At 64.4% G+C, this 16,930-nt stretch carries 21 protein-coding genes and 1 tRNA gene; 8 read left to right on the plus strand and 14 right to left on the minus strand.

Translation table 11 applies throughout. The features are described 5' to 3' along the window. Window positions 1-54: 54 nt before the first annotated feature. The 4 genes from HYG81_RS18970 to HYG81_RS18985 form a co-directional block, all read right to left on the minus strand. Window positions 55-309: a hypothetical protein gene (locus HYG81_RS18970; protein WP_180841288.1), complete on the minus strand. Its 255-nt coding sequence runs from the start codon at window positions 307-309 to the stop codon at window positions 55-57. A gap of 169 nt (window positions 310-478) precedes the next feature. Continuing rightward, window positions 479-946, minus strand: coding sequence for an Lrp/AsnC family transcriptional regulator (locus tag HYG81_RS18975; RefSeq protein ID WP_180841289.1), 468 nt, complete (start codon window positions 944-946; stop codon window positions 479-481). A 136-nt stretch (window positions 947-1,082) separates the two neighbouring features. Next, entirely contained in the window at window positions 1,083-1,721 is a 639-nt protein-coding gene (locus HYG81_RS18980; RefSeq protein WP_180841290.1) for a DUF7122 family protein, read from the minus strand. Beyond that, the gene (locus HYG81_RS18985) at window positions 1,718-2,629 is read right to left on the minus strand and encodes an RsmB/NOP family class I SAM-dependent RNA methyltransferase (protein ID WP_180841291.1); all 912 of its coding nucleotides are present in this window, start codon (window positions 2,627-2,629) and stop codon (window positions 1,718-1,720) included. The genes HYG81_RS18980 and HYG81_RS18985 overlap by 4 nt, the downstream gene beginning before the upstream one ends. A 156-nt stretch (window positions 2,630-2,785) precedes the next feature. Between HYG81_RS18985 and HYG81_RS18990 the strand changes: the two genes are divergently transcribed. From HYG81_RS18990 to HYG81_RS19000, 3 genes are all read left to right on the plus strand, one after another. Then, complete coding sequence (locus tag HYG81_RS18990) at window positions 2,786-3,004, plus strand: hypothetical protein (RefSeq protein WP_180843069.1); 219 nt, start codon at window positions 2,786-2,788, stop codon at window positions 3,002-3,004. An 88-nt stretch (window positions 3,005-3,092) separates the two neighbouring features. Beyond that, entirely contained in the window at window positions 3,093-3,839 is a 747-nt protein-coding gene (locus HYG81_RS18995; protein WP_180841292.1) for a proteasome assembly chaperone family protein, read from the plus strand. A 49-nt stretch (window positions 3,840-3,888) separates the two neighbouring features. Further along, complete coding sequence (locus tag HYG81_RS19000; RefSeq protein ID WP_180841293.1) at window positions 3,889-4,839, plus strand: AAA family ATPase; 951 nt, start codon at window positions 3,889-3,891, stop codon at window positions 4,837-4,839. Between the two features lie 59 nt (window positions 4,840-4,898). Here the strand turns inward: HYG81_RS19000 and HYG81_RS19005 are convergent, their stop codons facing one another. Genes HYG81_RS19005 through HYG81_RS19020 form a run of 4 tightly spaced genes read right to left on the minus strand, consistent with a single transcriptional unit; the run spans window position 4,899 to window position 8,419 of the window. Continuing rightward, the gene (locus HYG81_RS19005; protein WP_226375987.1) at window positions 4,899-5,414 is read right to left on the minus strand and encodes a DUF7519 family protein; all 516 of its coding nucleotides are present in this window, start codon (window positions 5,412-5,414) and stop codon (window positions 4,899-4,901) included. After that, window positions 5,411-6,892 (minus strand): DUF58 domain-containing protein, encoded by a 1,482-nt coding sequence (locus HYG81_RS19010; RefSeq protein ID WP_180841295.1) that lies wholly within the window; start codon window positions 6,890-6,892, stop codon window positions 5,411-5,413. Before HYG81_RS19010 ends, HYG81_RS19005 begins: the two co-directional genes overlap by 4 nt. Continuing rightward, entirely contained in the window at window positions 6,889-7,437 is a 549-nt protein-coding gene (locus HYG81_RS19015; RefSeq protein WP_180841296.1) for a DUF7269 family protein, read from the minus strand. Before HYG81_RS19015 ends, HYG81_RS19010 begins: the two co-directional genes overlap by 4 nt. Before the next feature lie 13 nt (window positions 7,438-7,450). Then, the gene (locus HYG81_RS19020) at window positions 7,451-8,419 is read right to left on the minus strand and encodes a DUF4129 domain-containing protein (RefSeq protein WP_226375988.1); all 969 of its coding nucleotides are present in this window, start codon (window positions 8,417-8,419) and stop codon (window positions 7,451-7,453) included. Window positions 8,420-8,624: 205 nt separating this feature from the next. Here HYG81_RS19020 and HYG81_RS19025 point away from each other — a divergent pair, with 205 nt between their 5' ends. The 3 genes from HYG81_RS19025 to HYG81_RS19035 all read left to right on the plus strand — a co-directional run bounded on the left by HYG81_RS19025 (window position 8,625) and on the right by HYG81_RS19035 (window position 10,676). Next, entirely contained in the window at window positions 8,625-9,467 is an 843-nt protein-coding gene (locus HYG81_RS19025) for an aldo/keto reductase (RefSeq protein WP_180841297.1), read from the plus strand. 151 nt (window positions 9,468-9,618) lie between these two features. After that, entirely contained in the window at window positions 9,619-10,389 is a 771-nt protein-coding gene (locus HYG81_RS19030; protein WP_180841298.1) for a hypothetical protein, read from the plus strand. A 92-nt stretch (window positions 10,390-10,481) separates the two neighbouring features. After that, window positions 10,482-10,676: a DUF7333 family protein gene (locus tag HYG81_RS19035; protein ID WP_180841299.1), complete on the plus strand. Its 195-nt coding sequence runs from the start codon at window positions 10,482-10,484 to the stop codon at window positions 10,674-10,676. Between the two features lie 130 nt (window positions 10,677-10,806). On the opposite strand, the gene HYG81_RS19040 is transcribed toward HYG81_RS19035, so the two are convergent. The 6 genes from HYG81_RS19040 to HYG81_RS19065 form a co-directional block, all read right to left on the minus strand. Continuing rightward, entirely contained in the window at window positions 10,807-11,778 is a 972-nt protein-coding gene (locus HYG81_RS19040) for a phosphoadenosine phosphosulfate reductase family protein (protein WP_180841300.1), read from the minus strand. A 275-nt stretch (window positions 11,779-12,053) separates the two neighbouring features. After that, window positions 12,054-12,377, minus strand: coding sequence for a DUF7577 domain-containing protein (locus tag HYG81_RS19045; RefSeq protein ID WP_180841301.1), 324 nt, complete (start codon window positions 12,375-12,377; stop codon window positions 12,054-12,056). 312 nt (window positions 12,378-12,689) lie between these two features. Continuing rightward, window positions 12,690-13,274, minus strand: coding sequence for a DUF7110 family protein (locus HYG81_RS19050; RefSeq protein WP_180841302.1), 585 nt, complete (start codon window positions 13,272-13,274; stop codon window positions 12,690-12,692). Window positions 13,275-13,393: 119 nt separating this feature from the next. Beyond that, the gene (locus HYG81_RS19055) at window positions 13,394-13,738 is read right to left on the minus strand and encodes a glutaredoxin family protein (protein WP_180841303.1); all 345 of its coding nucleotides are present in this window, start codon (window positions 13,736-13,738) and stop codon (window positions 13,394-13,396) included. Between the two features lie 134 nt (window positions 13,739-13,872). Next, window positions 13,873-14,670 carry a M14 family metallopeptidase gene (locus tag HYG81_RS19060; protein WP_180841304.1) on the minus strand — a complete coding sequence of 266 codons (798 nt, stop codon included), beginning with the start codon at window positions 14,668-14,670 and terminating at the stop codon, window positions 13,873-13,875. Window positions 14,671-14,788: 118 nt separating this feature from the next. After that, window positions 14,789-15,274: a DUF309 domain-containing protein gene (locus HYG81_RS19065; RefSeq protein WP_180841305.1), complete on the minus strand. Its 486-nt coding sequence runs from the start codon at window positions 15,272-15,274 to the stop codon at window positions 14,789-14,791. Window positions 15,275-15,436: 162 nt separating this feature from the next. On the opposite strand from HYG81_RS19065, the gene HYG81_RS19070 reads away from it, so the two are divergent. Then, a tRNA-Leu gene (locus tag HYG81_RS19070) sits at window positions 15,437-15,519 on the plus strand. Between the two features lie 279 nt (window positions 15,520-15,798). Then, window positions 15,799-16,602, plus strand: a complete 804-nt coding sequence (locus tag HYG81_RS19075; RefSeq protein WP_180841306.1) for an inositol monophosphatase family protein — start codon at window positions 15,799-15,801, stop codon at window positions 16,600-16,602. Window positions 16,603-16,930 lie beyond the last annotated feature (328 nt).

A 16,930-nucleotide genomic window follows, 5' to 3' on the forward strand; every position in this document is an offset into this window, starting at 1 on the left:
CGGACGATGGCCATTCACTCCAGCTTTGAGCGCCCCGCCCAGCAGTCCGCCCTCTCACTCGATGGCGGCAAGAAACTCGTCTAGCGTGTCAGTGAGCGCATCGACACCGCCTGCTCCTCCCGTCTGCTCGCTCGAGTATCGCACGACAATCACACCGGTTTCGTCCGCGTTCCGGGCCGCATCGACTTGCTGAACGCCCTTCCAGATGCCGGTGATTTTCACGCGACCGTGCTCGGCGTGATCGTACGCTTCGCCGCGCTCAACTACCGATTTATGCCCGGAATTCTGTACGTCCTCCCTATCACTCATCGGAAACCCTCATATGAAATACTCATGTTGCGACTAATCTGCTCTATTTTCTTATTGGGTAAGAATACATCGGCCACTATATCGATTTCCGACATCCTGGGTCCTTGATTTGAAGATTCCGAGATAGCCTATGAAAACACATCTATGCTCTGACCTATAATAAGAAATCTCAATCTGACAATAGATCGAACTGGGAGAACGGTTTGTTGAAATCGTTTCGAATTAGCTTTTCAACATTGATTTCCGCTCCCAGCTCATCGACCTCGTGTGCGACCCGCGTAATGTCCTCAGTGTTCGTCCCGACACCCTCAATATAGATGTTCTCTTGGCCCGTCATGAATTCACGAACCTCGATCACCCCGGGAATACCGAGCGCGTCTCGTGTCATTTTCTCACGCTGACTGACGGGTGCCGTACACGTGAACGCGAAGTGCAGATCGAGGCCGGCTTCACGGTAATTGATATCGACGCTATACCCGTTGATGATCCCCTGTTCCTCGAGTCGTTCGATTCGGTTTCGAACGGTGTTCCCCGAGACGCCGACCTCGTTGGCGATGTCGGTGACGTTGTTGCGAGCGTTTTCCTGAAGGAGATGGAGGATGTGTTTATCGACATCGTCGAGCGATGAATCTACCATGTCAGTTCTTCCGGAAGGGCACTGAAGAGAATTTTTCTAGCAAGAACTAACGGTCACGTTATCGTGATGGTCTTCCCCCAAGGTCTATCGGACGATAGCGGACCAAACGTTCCTGACGCTTGGAGACAATCGATTGTTACGACTCGAGATCGCGCTGTCGGCCCTTCGGCACCATCGAGCGCAGTTCGCCGTGGACGTAGAGGCCGATGCCGAGGGGTTCGCACTCACCTCGCTCGACGGCCTCTTCTCGCGGGCTTCGCCCGCTCGAACTGTTCGAGGCGCTGCGCGCCTCGCTTTCGCCGTCTCGCACTGATCGGTCCTCGGACCCGGCCCCGACTTCGTGGGCGGCGATGAGATATCCCCAATCACCGTCCCACTCGAGTTCCTGGTCCTCACCGGTCGCGAACCGCCGGGCCTGCTCGCGCTCGAGTTCGATCACGCACTCGGTCGCGTGCTGGCCGAAGCGCTGGACGAAGTCCGTCGTGGGCTTCCAGTGTTCCTGTCTGGTCCGCAGGCAGGTCATGCCGATCGCTTCGATTCTGATCGGCGTCGGCGCGTCGCCGGCGTAGATCCAGATTTTGCCCGCGCCCTTCTCCCAGAACGTGTAGTCGGCGAACGTCTCAGGAGGAATTCCGAACCGATCGGCGAAGAGATCGACGACCTCCTCGCGCGTCGCCCGGCCCTCAACGGTTCGCTCCGCTTCAGTCGCGGGTAATCGATCGAACCGCTGACCGTCGTTCGTCTCTGAATAGCCGGCGTCGCGGTCGTCGCTCATTCGGCGGTCACCTCCAGTTTCGCGACGAAGAAGCCGCCCGTGTCGTTCTGGTGTGGGTAGATTCGTGCCGCGTTCACGAGACTCGAGTCGAACGTCTCGCCGTCCCACTCGGTCAGCCCCGGCGAGTGCTCGAGGCCAAGGTCGAAGTCGACGACGCGACAGGATTCGGTGTCAAGTGCGTGCTGGACGATGGCTTCGTTCTCCTCGGGTGCGAAGGTACACGTCGAGTAGACGACGGTCCCGCCCGCGCGAGTGGCCTGAATCGCTCGGCGGATGATCCCCTTCTGGATGCCCGCGACGGAGGAGATGTGGCCTTCCGACCAGTTGTCGAGCGCGTCGGGGTTCTTCCGGATCGTTCCCTCGCAGGAACAGGGAGCGTCGACCAGCGTGCGGTCGAACTCCTCGAAGTCGAAGCGCTCGAGCGAGTAGTTGCGCGCGTCGGCGTTGGTCACCGCGAGGCTGGTCGCACCGAGTCGCTCGGCGTTGAATCGCAGCGCCGAGATGCGCCCGAGGTTGTTATCGTTCGCGACGACCGTTCCCCGATCGTCCATCAGGGCCGCGATCTGGGTGGCCTTCCCGCCGGGGGCGGCACAGCAGTCCCAGACCCGCTCGCCGGGCTCGGGATCGAGAACGACCGGCGGCACCGCCGAGACCTCCTCCTGGCCGTGGGTAAAGCCGTGAAAGGAGGTCCACGTCGACCCCGGTGAGTCGGTCTCGAGGGTCAGAACGCGGGGGTTCCAGTCGGCCTGCTCGTAGCTGACGCCCTCCGCCGCGAGGGCCTCGAGCGTCCGCTCGACCGAGGCCTTGATCGTATTGACGCGGACGGCGTTGCCCAGCGGCCGCTCGCAGGCCGCCAGAAAGGCGTCGAAGTCGTCGATGATCGGTCGATACCGCTCGAGTGGCTCCATCGAGCGCGGATTCGAGCGCGCGGCGCTTGTGGGTTTCGAAGGCGAGAGAAACGGATCGTCCTGCGGTCGCGGCTGTATACCGCTGCATATCTCAGCGGATCTCTCAATAGACCTCCTAGAAACCGCTTTCAGCGAGGGCGAGAGACGTGCATTCGTATGTCAACGGGTTCACCGAGCGACGACGAATCGGCGCGAACACAGGCGATCCCGGAGTCGCGGGACCGTTCGACCGAGTGTCCCCTCTGTCAGCTGACCGGTGAGAGCCCGGATCACGTCTATCGCCACCTCCAGGTCGGCCACCGGAAGAGCGCGATCGCCGACGCGCTCGTCGACGCCGTGTCGGCTCGCGAGGAGGCACCTCTCTCCCCCGAGTGAGGGCGTCGAGCCGTCGGTGACGACGCCCGGTCGTTCGCATCGTCGTGCCGCCCTCGATTTTATGTCGCTGACAGTCATCGGTCTGAGCATGGCAGAAATTCGGATTCAGGGACCGGAAGCGGCGCTCGAGAACCCGACGCTCGTCGAGGGGTTCCCGGGCGTCGGCCTCGTCGGAAAGATCGCGACCGATCACCTCGTCGAGCAACTCGAGATGCGTTACTACGCGAGCGTCCACTGCGAGGGACTCCCCAGAATCGGCGTCTATCGCAGCGGTGACCGAACGGCGCGTCCCCCGGTGCGCCTCTACGTCAGCGAGGAACACGACCTCATCGCCCTCCAGAGCGACGCCCCGATCGCCTCGCAGGCCGTCGAGAGCGTCGCGGACTGTCTGACCGGCTGGATCGTCGATCAGGGAGCGACACCGATCTACCTCAGCGGGCTCCCCGCCGAGCGCGACGGCGAGGACCGACCCGCCCTCTACGGGATCGCGACCGGCGACGGCGGCGAGCGACTCGAGGCAGCCGATATCGCGATTCCGCCGGAGGACGGCGTCATCACGGGACCGACGGGAGCGCTCATTAACCGCGCCGCACAGGAGAACTACGACAGTCTCGGTCTCGTCGTCGAGTGCAGTCCGCAGTTCCCCGACCCCGAAGCCGCGAGCGTCCTGCTCGAGGACGGCGTCGGCCCGGTTGCGGACCTCGCGGTCGACGTCGGGGAACTCACCGATCGCGCCGAGGAGATCCGGGCGAAACGGGAGGAGTTGGCCCAGCAGATGCAGGCGATCGGCCAGGACGAGAGTTCGCAGGCCCAGCCGTTGCGGATGTACCAGTAGTCTCGCTCGATCACAACCGTTTATCTATAACAGTCCCTATGTCTCTGGCATGAATATTACAGACGCGCGCGCGGAATGCGACGCCGTCCTGGATGCCATCAGCGAAACCGTCATTGTGGACCGCGAGTTCCTCGAGACCGTCCTGCTCGGCGTCCTCGCACGGGGCCACGTGCTCCTGGAGGACGTGCCCGGAACCGGAAAGACGCTGACCGCGAACAGCCTGGCGTCGGCGCTGGGGCTGTCGTTCTCCAGGATCCAGTTCACACCGGACCTGCTACCGGCCGATGTCACCGGGACTCACGTGTTCGACGAGTCGGACGGGACGTTCGAATTCACGGCGGGACCGATCTTCGCGAACGTCGTCCTCGCGGACGAGATCAACCGCGCGCCGCCGAAGACCCAGGCCGCCCTGCTCGAGGCGATGGCGGAAGGACAGGTCACCGTCGACGGCGACACGCATCGGTTGCCGCAGCCGTTTTTCGTGATCGCGACGCAGAACCCCGTCGAGCAGGCCGGTACCTTCCAGTTGCCGGAGGCCCAGGTCGATCGCTTCCTCGTGAAACAGTCGATCGGCTATCCCGACGCGGACGGCGAACGGGAGCTGTTGCAGCGTCGACTCGGCCGCACCGACCGGAGCCCGAGCATCGACCCGGTACTGGACGGCGACCGCGTCCAAGCGCTCCGGACTGCCCCCGAGTCGGTCCGGGTCGACGACGACCTCGTGTCCTACATCGCCGCGATCGCCCGTGAAACCCGCACCCGCGGCCAGGTCGACGTCGGGGTCTCGCCGCGGGGGACCCAGCGCTTGCTCGAGGCGACGCGGGCCCGCGCCGTCATCGCCGGTCGCGACTACGTGACGCCCGACGACGTCAAACGCGTGGCTCGTCCCGTGCTGGCCCATCGACTCGTTCTCACTGCCGACGCCTCAGTCGACGGGGCCTCGAAGACGGCGATCGTTGACGAGGTGCTCGATTCCATCCCCGTCCCGACCCTCGAGTAGCGAGTGGCGATACCGACGGCTCGAGTGACTGCCATCGGTCAACGCGCCGTCGAGAACGATTATCGCTGTAACGCCGCCAGCAGGAGCAACGCCCCGAACAGCATGGCGATCACGGCCGCGACCGGCTGTCCGCTTGGACCGGCGACGAAGACCACGTAGCTCCCGACGGCGGCGACCAGTCCGACGAGGACCGTCGCGCCGACGTGGGGAAGTTCCGCCCTGGCCGTCGTCGCCTCCCGTCCGAGCTGCTCGCCGATCCCGATCGCGTGATGGCCAGCGTCCCATGCCAACACGGTCGCGGTAACGCTCGCGAGCATCGGCACCGGTGGGACGCCCTGAATGCCGCCACCAAGCAGCCCCGCGAGCGCGACGCCACAGCCGATCGTAACGGCCCGACGGGATCCCATCCAGAGACCGACACCGACGATCAACAGCGCAGCGACACCGCCGGCGAGCACGAACGATGAGTAGAGGGCGCTCGAGGCCACCCCGAGGCACAACGCGACGATCGAGAGCCCGCCGGTCAGGACCGCGGGTCTGTGATCGGGGTCGACCGCGTCGACGGCATCGGTCACGCCGACCACCGCCGGCGACTGCGCTCGAGCGTCGCCGCCAGCGATTCGTCCGTCGGCCAGTCGACGACCCGAATGCCCGCCGCTCTGAGCGTCGAGACGCGGACCGTTCGCTCGACCGCCGCGAGTCGTTCGCCGGGCGTGTCCCGCCCCGTCGGATCGGGGCTGACGACCGTCACGAGGTGGCCGTCGACCTCGAGCAACTGGGCGATGCGGACGATCCCGTCGTCGCAGAGCGGCGCGAACAGGATCACCTGGGAATCGGACGGCAGCCGCGAGCGGAATCGCTGGTGCTGGACGCGAAGCATGGCCGTCGACGACTCCGGCGGGGTCGGCGCGAACGCCGGATCGGTCGCGAGCAGTCGCCGGGCCGTCGCTCGATGGTCGCGTCCCGATCCCGGCGATAGCCAGCACTGATGCGGTCCGTAACTGGCGAGACCGACGCTGTTCCCGCCGGCGACGAGCGCGTCGAAAACGGCGGTCGCCGCCTCGGTGCTGCGACCGACCGCGTGGCGGGCCGTCTCGTCGGGACGACGGTACACCGCGGTTCGCGTATCGACGACGAGCATCACCGTCGCCGACCGCTCCTCGCGAAACGTCACCGTCGTCAGCTCCTCGCCGCGGGCCCGGCGGTTCCAGTCGATCCGAGAGAGCGGATCACCGCGGCGGTATTCCCTGGTCGCGTAGAACTCGAGGCCCTCGCCGCCGACGTCCGTCTCGACGCGACCCGTCAGCGGCAGCGTCAGCGACCGCAACGGGAGGTCGGCCGCCGTCTCCGCGGGGGGACAGCGGAGTTCGGTGTCGACGCGGATCCGCTGGACTCGCTCGACGGCACCGGCGAACCCTCGCGCGACGGCGACGACTGGTTCGAACGCGTGGGCCCCCTGGTAGGGGGTCACCGCGTAGGAGAACGTCTCCGTCTCGCCCGGCCGGAGCGCGGTCCCGTGTCTCGGCGATCCCTCGGTAACGACCAGTTCCGCCGGGACACCGTCGACGAGACGGAGGTCCGGAAGGATCTCGTCCCCGTCGTTGCGGACGCGCACCGTCACGCGAACCGGCTCGCCCGGCTCGGGGTCGTCCTCGAGTTCCCGGGTGATCGACAGCACCGGCTCCGGTGCCCGACTGGTCCGGGCGTAGGCCGCGTACGTGATTCCGACGACCGACGCCAGCAACAGCGCGGGCGCCGTGACGATGATTCCGACGGCCCCGAACAGCAAGGCGACGGCGGCAACGCCGGTCCAGCGATTCGTCTCCAGCGTAGTCGAATGGACGACGGATTCCCCAGCGTCCGTCGTCCCGGCATCGGTGTCGGATCGAGTATCAGCGTCGGTATCCGATCCAGTATCGGCGTCCGAGTGAACGCCGGTACCGGAGTCGGCGCCGGCTTCGGAGCGAGTGCCAGTCTCGATACCGACGGACTCGCCGCCGTCCGCTCTCTCGCCTCGAGCGTCAGTCGACCGCTGCTCGTCACGTCCCCTCATTCGTCGTCTGTCACCCCCGCGATTCGCGCGATTTCGGCTGCGGCGCGCCTAGCGCGGCGGGGACGGTTGCGACGTAGCGTCGCTCGGAGCCGGACCCGCCACGGCGTCCAGTCGGGCATGGTGTTCGTGAACTGCGCTGCCGCCCACGGATCGTCGGTCCAGGTTCCGTTCTCGAGCGCTTCTCGGGCCTCGTCCTCGGTCAGCCCCTCCGCGAGTACCAGCGCGTCGATGGCCGCCCGCTCGAGTCGCTCGCGCAGTTCCCTGCCCTCCCGTCGGTATCCCACCTGTCCCGAATCGATCGTCGCGTCGATCTCTTCGCCGGGGGTCGGAAGCGCCTGTGGCCGTTCCGGCGTCGGCAGTTCGGTCTGCCTGACGTCGGAGTGGCGCCGACTCTGTACCGTTCGAAGCCCCTGCAGGAGCGCGATCACGCCGATCAGAGACACGAACGACTCTCCGAGGCCGAGGGGACCCGTCAGTTCCGGGACCGCCACGAACGCCAGACCGATCAGGACCAGTCCGGCGCCGGCTATCGCGTACTTGTTCATGGGTACTCGTTCGTCATGGTGTGTCTCCGTTCGAGCGGTCGCGGTCGTCGTCACCGTAGGTCGCTTCGATCCGCCGCAGTAGCTCGACGGCGCGACGCTCGCGGTCGTCCGTGATGGGACGGTCGCCGTACCGGACGTCCTCGAACATCGTCCGCAACTCCTCGACGTGGGAGGGATCCAGTCCCGCGTCCCGCGCCGCGGCCGCGAACTCACCGGGCGTGCTCGAGGCGGGCCGATCGACCGCGAGCGGCTCCGTCAACTCGTGCCACGCTCGGTAGATGTCGTTCTCGAAGTCGTCTCCCGACTCGATCCGATCGGCGGCCTGTCCGGCCGCGCGGCCGAGGGCGCTTCGCTGAACGGCGTCGTCCGGTTCCGCGGACGATTCAGCCGATTCCCGGCTCTCGCTGCCGGTGTAATACAGCGCCGCGAACGCCCCGACGACCGTCACCAGCAGAACGGTCAACACGAGCAGCGAGGGCAGTGTCGGGCCAGGAACGGTGCTATCGCCGTCGCCACTGCCGAACGGACCGCCGGATCCGTTCTCCGCGGTGGGCGACAGATTAGCTGGAGAAGTCGGCGGTTCGATGGTCTGCGTCCCACAGCCGCTGGTGAGGACGATGAAGACGAGCACGGCCAGCGGGAGCAACGCGACCGAGAGCAGAATCGTCAGCTTGGCATCGTACGATCGCGTCGCCAGCGCGGCGATACCGACTGTCCCCAAAACGAGTCCGAGAAGTCCCAACCTCGAGTCGAGGAACCCGACGCACAGCCCCTGAAGACCGTACTGGATGTCACTCCCGGGGCCGGAATCGACCTCGGACGGCTCGTCCGATTCGTCGACGTCGCTACCGCCGCCGTCGGCACCGCCGAACCCGCCGCCGCCACCGTTCTCGACCATCGACGGTAACGTCGCCGCTGCGAGCACGATAGCGAGACAGCACAGGAGGGCGATCAGGACGACTCGACCCGTCTCTCGGTCCACACTCTTTCTTTCTCGTAATACCTAAAATAATTCACTCTTGTCCGGAGAAACCACGATCGCGCTCGAGTCACGGTACCGGTCGTCGAGTCGCCAGAGCGAAACCGCCGGCATACCGCCCGTTCCCGCCGTCGAGCCGCTCGTTGTCTTTCCGGAAGGCGCTACTGCAAACACAACCCCTTTTCGCGTTCTGTCCCTTGCCTCGCACATGAGAACGCGAGACGCCGAAGCGATCGCTCCCGGCACGTGTCCGACCATCAACGGCATGCCGATGCTCGGCCTCGGAACCTGGCAGAACGACGACCCCGAGCAGTGCGCCGAGAGCGTACAGACGGCCCTCGAAACTGGGTATCGACACATCGATACCGCCCAGGCCTACGGCAACGAGGCGGCCGTCGGCGAGGGCATTGCCGCCGCGGACACCGACCGCGAGGAGGTCTTCCTCGCGACGAAGGTCTGGCCCGAGAACCTCGCACACGACGACGTCCTCGAGACGGCGCGGGACAGTCTCGACCGGCTCGGCGTCGATTCCGTCGACCTGCTGTACGTCCACTGGCCGTCCCGGACGTACGACGCCGAGGAGACCCTCTCGGCCTTTTCCGAGCTCTACGACGAGGGGCTGATCGAGAACGTCGGCGTGAGCAACTTCCAGCCCGAACAGCTCGAGGTCGCCGTCGACGTCTGTGACGCGCCGATCTTCGCGAATCAGATCGAGTTCAGTCCGCTGCTCCCGCAGGAGGAGATTCGGGAGGCCTGTGACGACTACGATATCGAGGTCGTCGGCTACTCGCCGTTAGCCCGCGGGCAGGTCTTCCAGCAGCCCGAGATTCAGGACGTCGCCGAAAAACACGGCGCCAGCGAGGCCCAGGTCAGCCTCGCCTGGGCGCGCGAGAAGGGTGTTACCGTGATCCCGAAGGCGAGCGGTGCGGACCACATCGGCGACAACTGGGAGTCGCTGACCGTGGAACTCGATCGGGAGGATATCAACAGGATCGACGCTATCGACGAGACGAGCCGTCAGGTCGATCCCGGTTTCGCCCCCTGGAACTGATCGGCGACCCCGTTCCGTCGAGCACCGCTTTCATCGCTTTTTCCGAGCGAAGACGCGGCGTCACGAGACGAACGGAAGTAGCGTCTGGAGATATGTATGCTCGGAAGAATAAGCAGGAAAGTTTACGGTACACCGGCTTTTTGGCTCGCGTATGTCTACCCGCTCGCGAAGCGGTGGCGGTGGTGGGTTCGTCGGCGCGATTAGAGCCGACGTCCAGCGGTTACACGGTGCCTGGATGGAGATCGTCTTCCCCCGGCAGCGCGGCCGCGGCCACTCCGTCATGGGCAAGTGGAAGCCCGAGACCCTCCCCCAGAAGATCGGCTATCACGGCTGGAGCGTCCTCGGGGTCATCGGTCTGCTCGTCCTCTACCCGCTTACCGTCATCGGCCTCGCAACCCGCTACTATGCGGCGAAACTCGACTCGACGCGAACCCGTCTCGGCATCGTCGGCGTCACCGGCATCGCACTGCTCGGCTGGGGCCTGCTAACGATCGCCTGGGGTGCGATGTCGTACATGGATCAGGTCGAAATCCCACTCGAGGCGGTCCTCGCGGTCGCAGCGGCGAGCGGCGTCGCGACGGTTTCGACTGCGCTCGCCGCGACGTTCTCGAAGGTCGGCGGTCGCGCCGTAACGGTCGTTCTCGCGTACCCGTTCGCGATGACGGCACTGTTCCTGCCGCCCGTCGTCGCCGCGCTCGTGACGCCGTCGCTGCACCCGTACATCCTCGATCCGAGCTACGACTTCGCCGTCTGGGCGCTCGACAACGTGCTGTTCGTCGGCGGTCTGAGCGACTATCTGCGCGGCAACTTCACCCTCGAGGGGCCGGCCTACGCCGCGATGTGGGTCGGGATCTCGTTCCCGCTGGGCTGGTTCCTCGGGACCGTCGTCGCGCTGGCGAATCTGGTTCGGCCGTCGCAGTAGTTCGGTCGCCTCGTTTTCTTTTCCGTCCACCCGTCGTGAACGGGCTTTCCGATTCCCGATATCATTAGGCGTCCGCTTCCCAAGAGTCACGTATGGAGTTTGACCTCCCAACGACTGCGGCCGCGTTTATCGCCGTCATCGCAATCGGCGTCGTCGGCCTGATCGCCGCGCCAATGATGGCGATGGACACCGTATTGATGATGGTCGCACCGTCGATGCTCGTGTTCGGCCTCATCATGCTCGGACTCGGTATCAAACACGGTGAGTACCGGACGACAGGCCGGTAGTGACGGACAGGGAACTCTCTCGAGACGAACAGTCCCCTCGTATCGCTGGACTCGTATTGCCACTCCTTCGAGCGAACGAAAACCGAGAAATCGGTAGTTGCGTGTCAGTCAACGATCCACGGCGAGCGGCCTACATGTAACCCAGATCGCGCAGGCGCTCCATCAGGTCTTCCTTGTCCTGGGCGCGGCCCGCACGCTCGGTCGTTCCCTCGAGGTCCTGCAGCCAGGCGGGATCCTCGTTGGCCTTCTCCGTACTGACTTCGCTGCCCAGCGAGCGGAAGCCGGCGAAGTACTTCGGCGAGATCGGGATGTCGTCTTGCTCGACGCCCTCGGGGAGGTCGTCGTCGGCTTCGGGGACGTAGCCCTCGTCGGGGAAGTTCTCGACCGTGTCCGGCACCGCGAAGTTCCAGAAGGCGTCCCAGACGGCCGCCTCGTCGAACTGCAGGATGGGCTGGATGCGGTCGTGGGGCGGGTAGATGTCGGGATCGTGGCGCGGCGAGAAGAACGTCTCGTCGGCGCGGGCCTCCTGTTCGTCCCAGCGGACGCCGGAGATGACGCCGTCGATGTCGTGCTCCTCGAGCGCGTCGTTGAGCGCGACCGTCTTCAGCAGGTGGTTGCCGACGTAGGTGTCGAGCAGGAACGGGAACGTGTCCTCCTCGTACTCGAGGATGTCCTCGACGTGGTGCTGGTTGTGCTCGGAGAGCTCGGAAATGTCGATGTCGTCGCCGGGCTCGAGGCCGTGTTCGTCGACGTACTCGCCGACGTCCTCGTTTCGCGCGTAGATCACATCGAGGTCCCACTCGTCGGCCCAGTGGTCGACGAAGTCGTGGATCTCGTCGAAGTGCTGGTAGTGGTCGATGAAGACCGCCTGGGGCACCTCGAGATCGAAGCGGTCGGCGACCTCTTTGATGAAGTACAGCGTGAGCGTCGAGTCCTTGCCGCCAGTCCACATGACCGCCGGATTCTCGTACTCCTCTAAGCCATCGCGGGTGACTTCGATCGCCTTCTCGATCTTGTCCTGGATATGCGTGTAATCCTCCGGATCTTCGCCTTCGCCGTCGGAATAATCGACGTCTACGTACTCGGGGAAGTTCTCGGCCATCTCGTAATTAGATATAATTAGGAGAGGTAAATTCTTTGGGTCGCCGGAAAGCTCTGTCGGCATTCCGGACCGCGTGACGGTGTCTCTAGGCTGCCGGCGATCACTCCTCACGGGAGGGTTTCGCTCGCACAGTGGCCTGTACCGGCCACCTGCAACTCGAGTACTGGGTGCGGCACGTCGCGGCGTCTGAGATCTCGGCAAATTTCCCCGCTCGAGACGGCTCCGCCCAACGAGACAGTACGCTCAATTCCGACATGTCCCTGTTGGACGGACCGTCAGGACGACTTGAGTCGGTGTTGACAGCCGTGGCAATACGTCATCCCTGATCGATTCAATGTTCCACACGCCGGGCACCGGACGGTCGACGAACGGTCGGCCTCGACGCCCATCTCGTTGGCCAACACGGCGAGTACGTCATCGTGCTCCGTAATGTCGTGAACGTCGCTCCCTCTCGTCCGTGCCCACTCGTTGATCAGGTCGTCGTCCCGCAGCCGCTCGAGTCCCCGGACCAGTCCTAGAAAGCAAAGCGTCGGTGCGATCATGACGAAGATCGCCACGCCGAGACGACCGAGGAGCGCGTACGGTCCTGGTTCGTCCATATCCGTCGTTCGCCATCGGGCATACAAATCTCTATCGCTGGTAATGGGGCGTTGTGGGTGTCCTCGCGTAGGATTCCGTTTCTTGCGTGAAGACGAAATCGAGAGTCACGCGGCGGGGGCCGCTTGGTAGAGTCCATCGCCATCGGCTGGTAGAACGTTCCGTAGCGGGTTTCGGACGGCCTCGAGGGAGAAATAGCCTCTCCGGTCTGCGATGGCGCTGTTCGCACTCGACTATTCACAGGATCCAGTACTGGCCGATCGCTGACGTCGCCGCTGTTCACTCGGCGTCTCGGCTCGAGTCCTGATCCGACCTCAGTCCGTAATGAACTTGTTGTCCCGCCAGTTGACGCCGCCCTCGCCCGAGCCGCGGTCGCGTGGCCCTTCGACGACTTCGATGTCGGCGGGTCGGGGCTCACCGTCGACGATTCTGGTCGCGTTGAGATCCCCGTCGCGCTCCGAGATCGCGGTCAGGGTACCCTTTTCGGCCGCTTCGGCGATCTCACAGAGGACGAGGAACATCTCGTATTGCAGTAGTGAGTTCTGGAGGACGGTCTCCCGATCGCCCTTGAAGGCGGCGAACTCGACGAGTTCGGATTCGATCTCTTCTTCCTCGTCCTCGTCCCAGCTGAAGGACTTCTGTCGGCGCTCGTCGGGATCCTCCTCGTAGACCCGGTTTTCCGTGACGCTCGCCTTGAGCTGTGCCGTTGGCGTGTACTTGCTTACGGACTGGTCCTCGGCGACGGCCTTCAGAATGAGGGTGTTGTTCCGTCGCGTGATTTCGACGTCGGTGATTCCGTCAGGGAACTTCGCCTCGTCGATGTGCTCGCGAAGGTCTTCGAGGGGCAGTTCGAGTGTCGAGTGCAGCCGATATACGTGTCTGGATTCCTCTGTTGACATTGTGGGGAAGGTGTGTACGGCGATAGTCGTGGTCTTCTAGTATGCGGGCGTGACTTATATGACCTGCTATTAAATCTATGAAATATCAGATTCGATTAACGAACGGCGTATTCGACCGATTACGCCGCGTTGAGTGTCTCAGCGAGTTCGTCGCGCTCCTCGAGTTCCTCGAGGATGTCGGACCCGCCGACGAATTCGCCGTCGACGAACGTCTGCGGGATCGTCTCCCAGTCGCTGCGTTCCGACAGCGCCTGACGGAACTCGTCGAGTGACTCGAGGACGTCGACGGTCTCGTACTCGTCGCGGTGCTCACCGATCAGGCCGAGCGCCTTGCGGGAGTAGCCACACTGGGGCATCAGCTCCGTCCCCTTCATGAAGAGAACGACCTCGTTCTCCTCGAGTGCCTCGGCGACCTGCTCGTTGACCTCCTCCTGATCGAGACCCTGATTCGGTGGGAATTCCATACTCGTTCGTACGACAGTGAGCGGGATATGCCTTGCGTCATCATCACTCTCGATATCGGGGCGTCGCCGGTCGACTGATCGAACGGAGCGGACTCGCAGGTGGTAGGTGGTATCGCGGGTGGCGGGGTGTCGGCTCAGTCTGCCGATGCGGAGGACTCGAGGACATCCACTTTCTCGGCGCTGTAGCCGAAGACGTTCCGGTAGCCGTTCGACGACATGAGGACCGGATAGAACGATTCGGCTGCGACTTGCGCTTCGCCGTCAGCCGCGGCGAACGGTGCGCCGGCCTCGACTTCCGTGAAGTTGTCGACGAACACTTCGTAGGTGTCGGCCTGGTCCTTGCGGATGACGTCGGTGAGCCGATAGACCGGCAGATCGCGGCGGACGGTATCGCCGGGCAACGCCCCCACTGCGGTGAGAAACGCCCGTGTCAGTCGGTCGGCGTTTTCGGCGGCCGTCTCCGATCCCTGCAACCCGCACTCGACTTCGATGGTATCGATCGCGGAGAAGAGTCGCCCCTCCGCGAAGTTACTCGTCTCGACCATCGCCGCCACGGGTAGCTGCGGAACGATGTCTTTGGCCGTCTCGTTGACTCCGTTGACGATAGCGAAGGGATCAGCGTGGCTCTGGGTGGAGTGCATCGAGAAGGACAGACAGCCCTCGAGCTCGGTGACGAGTTCGTGTGCGAGCCGGCCTTCGTGTGTCTTTGCGTTCGGATCGCCGGGGAACGCGCGGTTGAGATCCTCGTCGACGAACCGCACCTGTCGCTCGAGCGCTTCTTCGTTAGCGACGATGAGTTTGACGGGGCGTTCGACGGCGGGACGGTCGTCGAGGAGTCGCTCGACGGCCCGGACGCCACAGGGTTCGTCTCCGTGGACGCCCGCGACGACTGCGATTTCCGGCGTTCCCGACCCCAGCTGTGCAACTCTCATTACTAGTTAGTTCGGCTGAAAGGGGAAAGGCGATTCGGTTGTTCACAGTGTCGATCAACTGATACCTGTCTCCGACCGTCCACTCGAGGAGCCGAACCACGATACACTCCAGACTGTGTCACTCCTCGAGCGCCTCGACGTACTCGTAGTCGGCGGCTCGAGCGATCGGTCGGTCGTCGTCCAGTCGAATCCGCCAGTCATCGATCCGTGTCGGCTCCTCGAGGGCGTTCGTCAGCGCGGTTCGGACCGCGAGCACGTCGACGCCGTAGTAGTCGTTCGGGACGCCGTGGAGGTACTGCAGCGCCGTCTCGAAGAGGCTCCGCATCCCGTCGTCGTTCTCGAAGTCGACGTGTTTGTAGGCCCCTGCGGCTACCTGGACCATCCCGTGGCAGAACTTGCTCTCCGTGGTGCCGGCTCCGTAGTTGTACCACTCCATCTCGAAACAATCGTGGGACTCGTGGAACGCACCGTCGTTGAACAGCCGAACGCCGTGGTCGGTCGCCCGGCGCAGCGTCGCGTGCTCCCAGCGACCCGCGGACGGGTCCCAGCCCGTCGGATTCCCGGCCGGTGGCTCGACGGTGGGGTCGCGGGTGTGGTCGTCCATGCTCGACTCGAGGGCCGTCGGGCGGGTAATTCCGTCGGTCAGGCCGGGGGTACCGCTTCGGAGCCCCGTCTCGACACGTTCTGTTACCGGTGAGGAATCGACCCGGAACCGGACGGGAATCGGACGATTTAACCCCTGCGAGGCTCTCAGACAGAGATGCGTGCGAGGGTAGCCAAGCGGTCAACGGCGGCGGACTCAAGATCCGCTCTCGTAGGAGTTCGTGGGTTCGATCCCCTCCCCTCGCACTCACCACAGTGCGCGGCAAGACGGAGCGTCTTGCCCTCGCAAACTTCTGATGACACTACTCTCGCTGAGTTGCGTCTCCGAACCCGGGTATGCTATCGGGCTGGGGGCTCGAGGCGTCCGTCACTGAAGTATCAGTTATCGAGTCGGTAGCCGACGGGTAGCACTCCTCGAGCCGTTCGGTTCCGGCACGATCGAGTCGCCGGAAAGTGTCCGGAGCGAAACCGGCCAGCGAGTCACCATCACGACCACTTTTCAGCCCGGATCACCGAGGAGAGCCAATGACCGAAGCCAGACCGGATCCCGACCGAGCGGCCGTCGCTGTTCGCGCGGCGGGCGAGGGTGCTGCCGTCGCGGCCGACTCGTTTCGAACCGAGCTCACCGTCGAGGAGAAAAACGGGAAGACCGACGTCGTGACGCAGGTCGACCGCGACGCACAGGAGACCGTCATCGAGACCATCCGCGAGGCGTTTCCGGACGATCCGGTCGTCGGCGAGGAGGAAGACGCGCTGAAGGCGGTGCCCGAAACAGGGCCGGCCTGGATCGTCGACCCCATCGACGGGACGAACAACTACGTCGACGGGACTCGAGCGTTCGGGACTGCCGTCGCGGCTGTCGTCGACGGCGAGCCAGTCGGTGCCGCGTTCGACTGTCCCGCCCTCTCCGATGTCTACCGCGTCGGCCCCGAGGGGGCGTTTCGAAACGATGACCCGCTGTCGGTCAGCGACTGCACAGACCCCGAGGTGGCTACCGTCTGCCCGACGTTCTGGTGGGACTTCGACCAGCGCGATCAGTACGCCGCGGCCACCCGCGCCGTCGTCGAGCGGTTCGGCGACATGCGCCGCTTCGGCTGTGCCCAACTCGAGCTGGCGATGGTCGCCTCGGGCGCGCTCGAGGGGACGATGACCAACCTCCGAGCGAACTCGTGGGACACCGTCGCCGGCGTCCAGTTGATCCGCGAGGCCGGCGGCGTCGTCACCGACCTCGAGGGCGACCGCTGGCGACACGATAGTACTGGACTCGTCGCCTCGAACAGCGGGATCCACGACGAACTGCTCGCGGCGGCTCGCGAAATCGAGGGCTAAGTGGCTTATCGGATGTGGTCGGGACCGACGGTCTGCGGGGAGGAGTTCCGATATCGCCATTCACTGGCTGCGTGAATGGAACAATAGGTTCTGGTGGGAGAGGATGAAAAGAAGTGTTCTGCTACCATGGCAACACGGGATCGCCACGCCCTCCCCATCCGATTCACTCGGTCGCTCCGCTCCCTCGCTCATCCCTCGCGTAATATCGTCAGCGAGGCGCTCCCGCTGGTCGCACCTCGCTGACAGCGCGCGCCACCGCACGCCGGTTGACCAGTCCGAGTGATGCGTTCTTCTCTTCTACTGAGACTCGTCGCCGAACCCAGTCGTA

The sequence above is a fragment of the Natrinema zhouii genome (assembly GCF_013456555.2).
GTDB classification, from domain to species: Archaea; Halobacteriota; Halobacteria; order Halobacteriales; family Natrialbaceae; genus Natrinema; species Natrinema zhouii.

What these genes read in the sequence shown, in the direction of transcription:
- HYG81_RS18990 (WP_180843069.1), top strand. Translation starts at nt 2,786, where the DNA reads ATGTCAACGGGTTCACCGAGCGACGACGAATCGGCGCGAACACAGGCG.
- HYG81_RS19075 (WP_180841306.1), top strand. Translation starts at nt 15,799, where the DNA reads ATGACCGAAGCCAGACCGGATCCCGACCGAGCGGCCGTCGCTGTTCGC.
- HYG81_RS19060 (WP_180841304.1), bottom strand. Translation starts at nt 14,670, where the DNA reads ATGAGAGTTGCACAGCTGGGGTCGGGAACGCCGGAAATCGCAGTCGTC.
- HYG81_RS19050 (WP_180841302.1), bottom strand. Translation starts at nt 13,274, where the DNA reads ATGTCAACAGAGGAATCCAGACACGTATATCGGCTGCACTCGACACTC.
- HYG81_RS19065 (WP_180841305.1), bottom strand. Translation starts at nt 15,274, where the DNA reads ATGGACGACCACACCCGCGACCCCACCGTCGAGCCACCGGCCGGGAAT.
- HYG81_RS19015 (WP_180841296.1), bottom strand. Translation starts at nt 7,437, where the DNA reads ATGAACAAGTACGCGATAGCCGGCGCCGGACTGGTCCTGATCGGTCTG.
- HYG81_RS18995 (WP_180841292.1), top strand. Translation starts at nt 3,093, where the DNA reads ATGGCAGAAATTCGGATTCAGGGACCGGAAGCGGCGCTCGAGAACCCG.
- HYG81_RS19010 (WP_180841295.1), bottom strand. Translation starts at nt 6,892, where the DNA reads ATGAGGGGACGTGACGAGCAGCGGTCGACTGACGCTCGAGGCGAGAGA.
- HYG81_RS18970 (WP_180841288.1), bottom strand. Translation starts at nt 309, where the DNA reads ATGAGTGATAGGGAGGACGTACAGAATTCCGGGCATAAATCGGTAGTT.
- HYG81_RS19040 (WP_180841300.1), bottom strand. Translation starts at nt 11,778, where the DNA reads ATGGCCGAGAACTTCCCCGAGTACGTAGACGTCGATTATTCCGACGGC.
- HYG81_RS19045 (WP_180841301.1), bottom strand. Translation starts at nt 12,377, where the DNA reads ATGGACGAACCAGGACCGTACGCGCTCCTCGGTCGTCTCGGCGTGGCG.
- HYG81_RS18980 (WP_180841290.1), bottom strand. Translation starts at nt 1,721, where the DNA reads ATGAGCGACGACCGCGACGCCGGCTATTCAGAGACGAACGACGGTCAG.
- HYG81_RS19035 (WP_180841299.1), top strand. Translation starts at nt 10,482, where the DNA reads ATGGAGTTTGACCTCCCAACGACTGCGGCCGCGTTTATCGCCGTCATC.
- HYG81_RS19055 (WP_180841303.1), bottom strand. Translation starts at nt 13,738, where the DNA reads ATGGAATTCCCACCGAATCAGGGTCTCGATCAGGAGGAGGTCAACGAG.
- HYG81_RS19025 (WP_180841297.1), top strand. Translation starts at nt 8,625, where the DNA reads ATGAGAACGCGAGACGCCGAAGCGATCGCTCCCGGCACGTGTCCGACC.
- HYG81_RS19030 (WP_180841298.1), top strand. Translation starts at nt 9,619, where the DNA reads ATGTCTACCCGCTCGCGAAGCGGTGGCGGTGGTGGGTTCGTCGGCGCG.
- HYG81_RS19000 (WP_180841293.1), top strand. Translation starts at nt 3,889, where the DNA reads ATGAATATTACAGACGCGCGCGCGGAATGCGACGCCGTCCTGGATGCC.
- HYG81_RS18985 (WP_180841291.1), bottom strand. Translation starts at nt 2,629, where the DNA reads ATGGAGCCACTCGAGCGGTATCGACCGATCATCGACGACTTCGACGCC.
- HYG81_RS18975 (WP_180841289.1), bottom strand. Translation starts at nt 946, where the DNA reads ATGGTAGATTCATCGCTCGACGATGTCGATAAACACATCCTCCATCTC.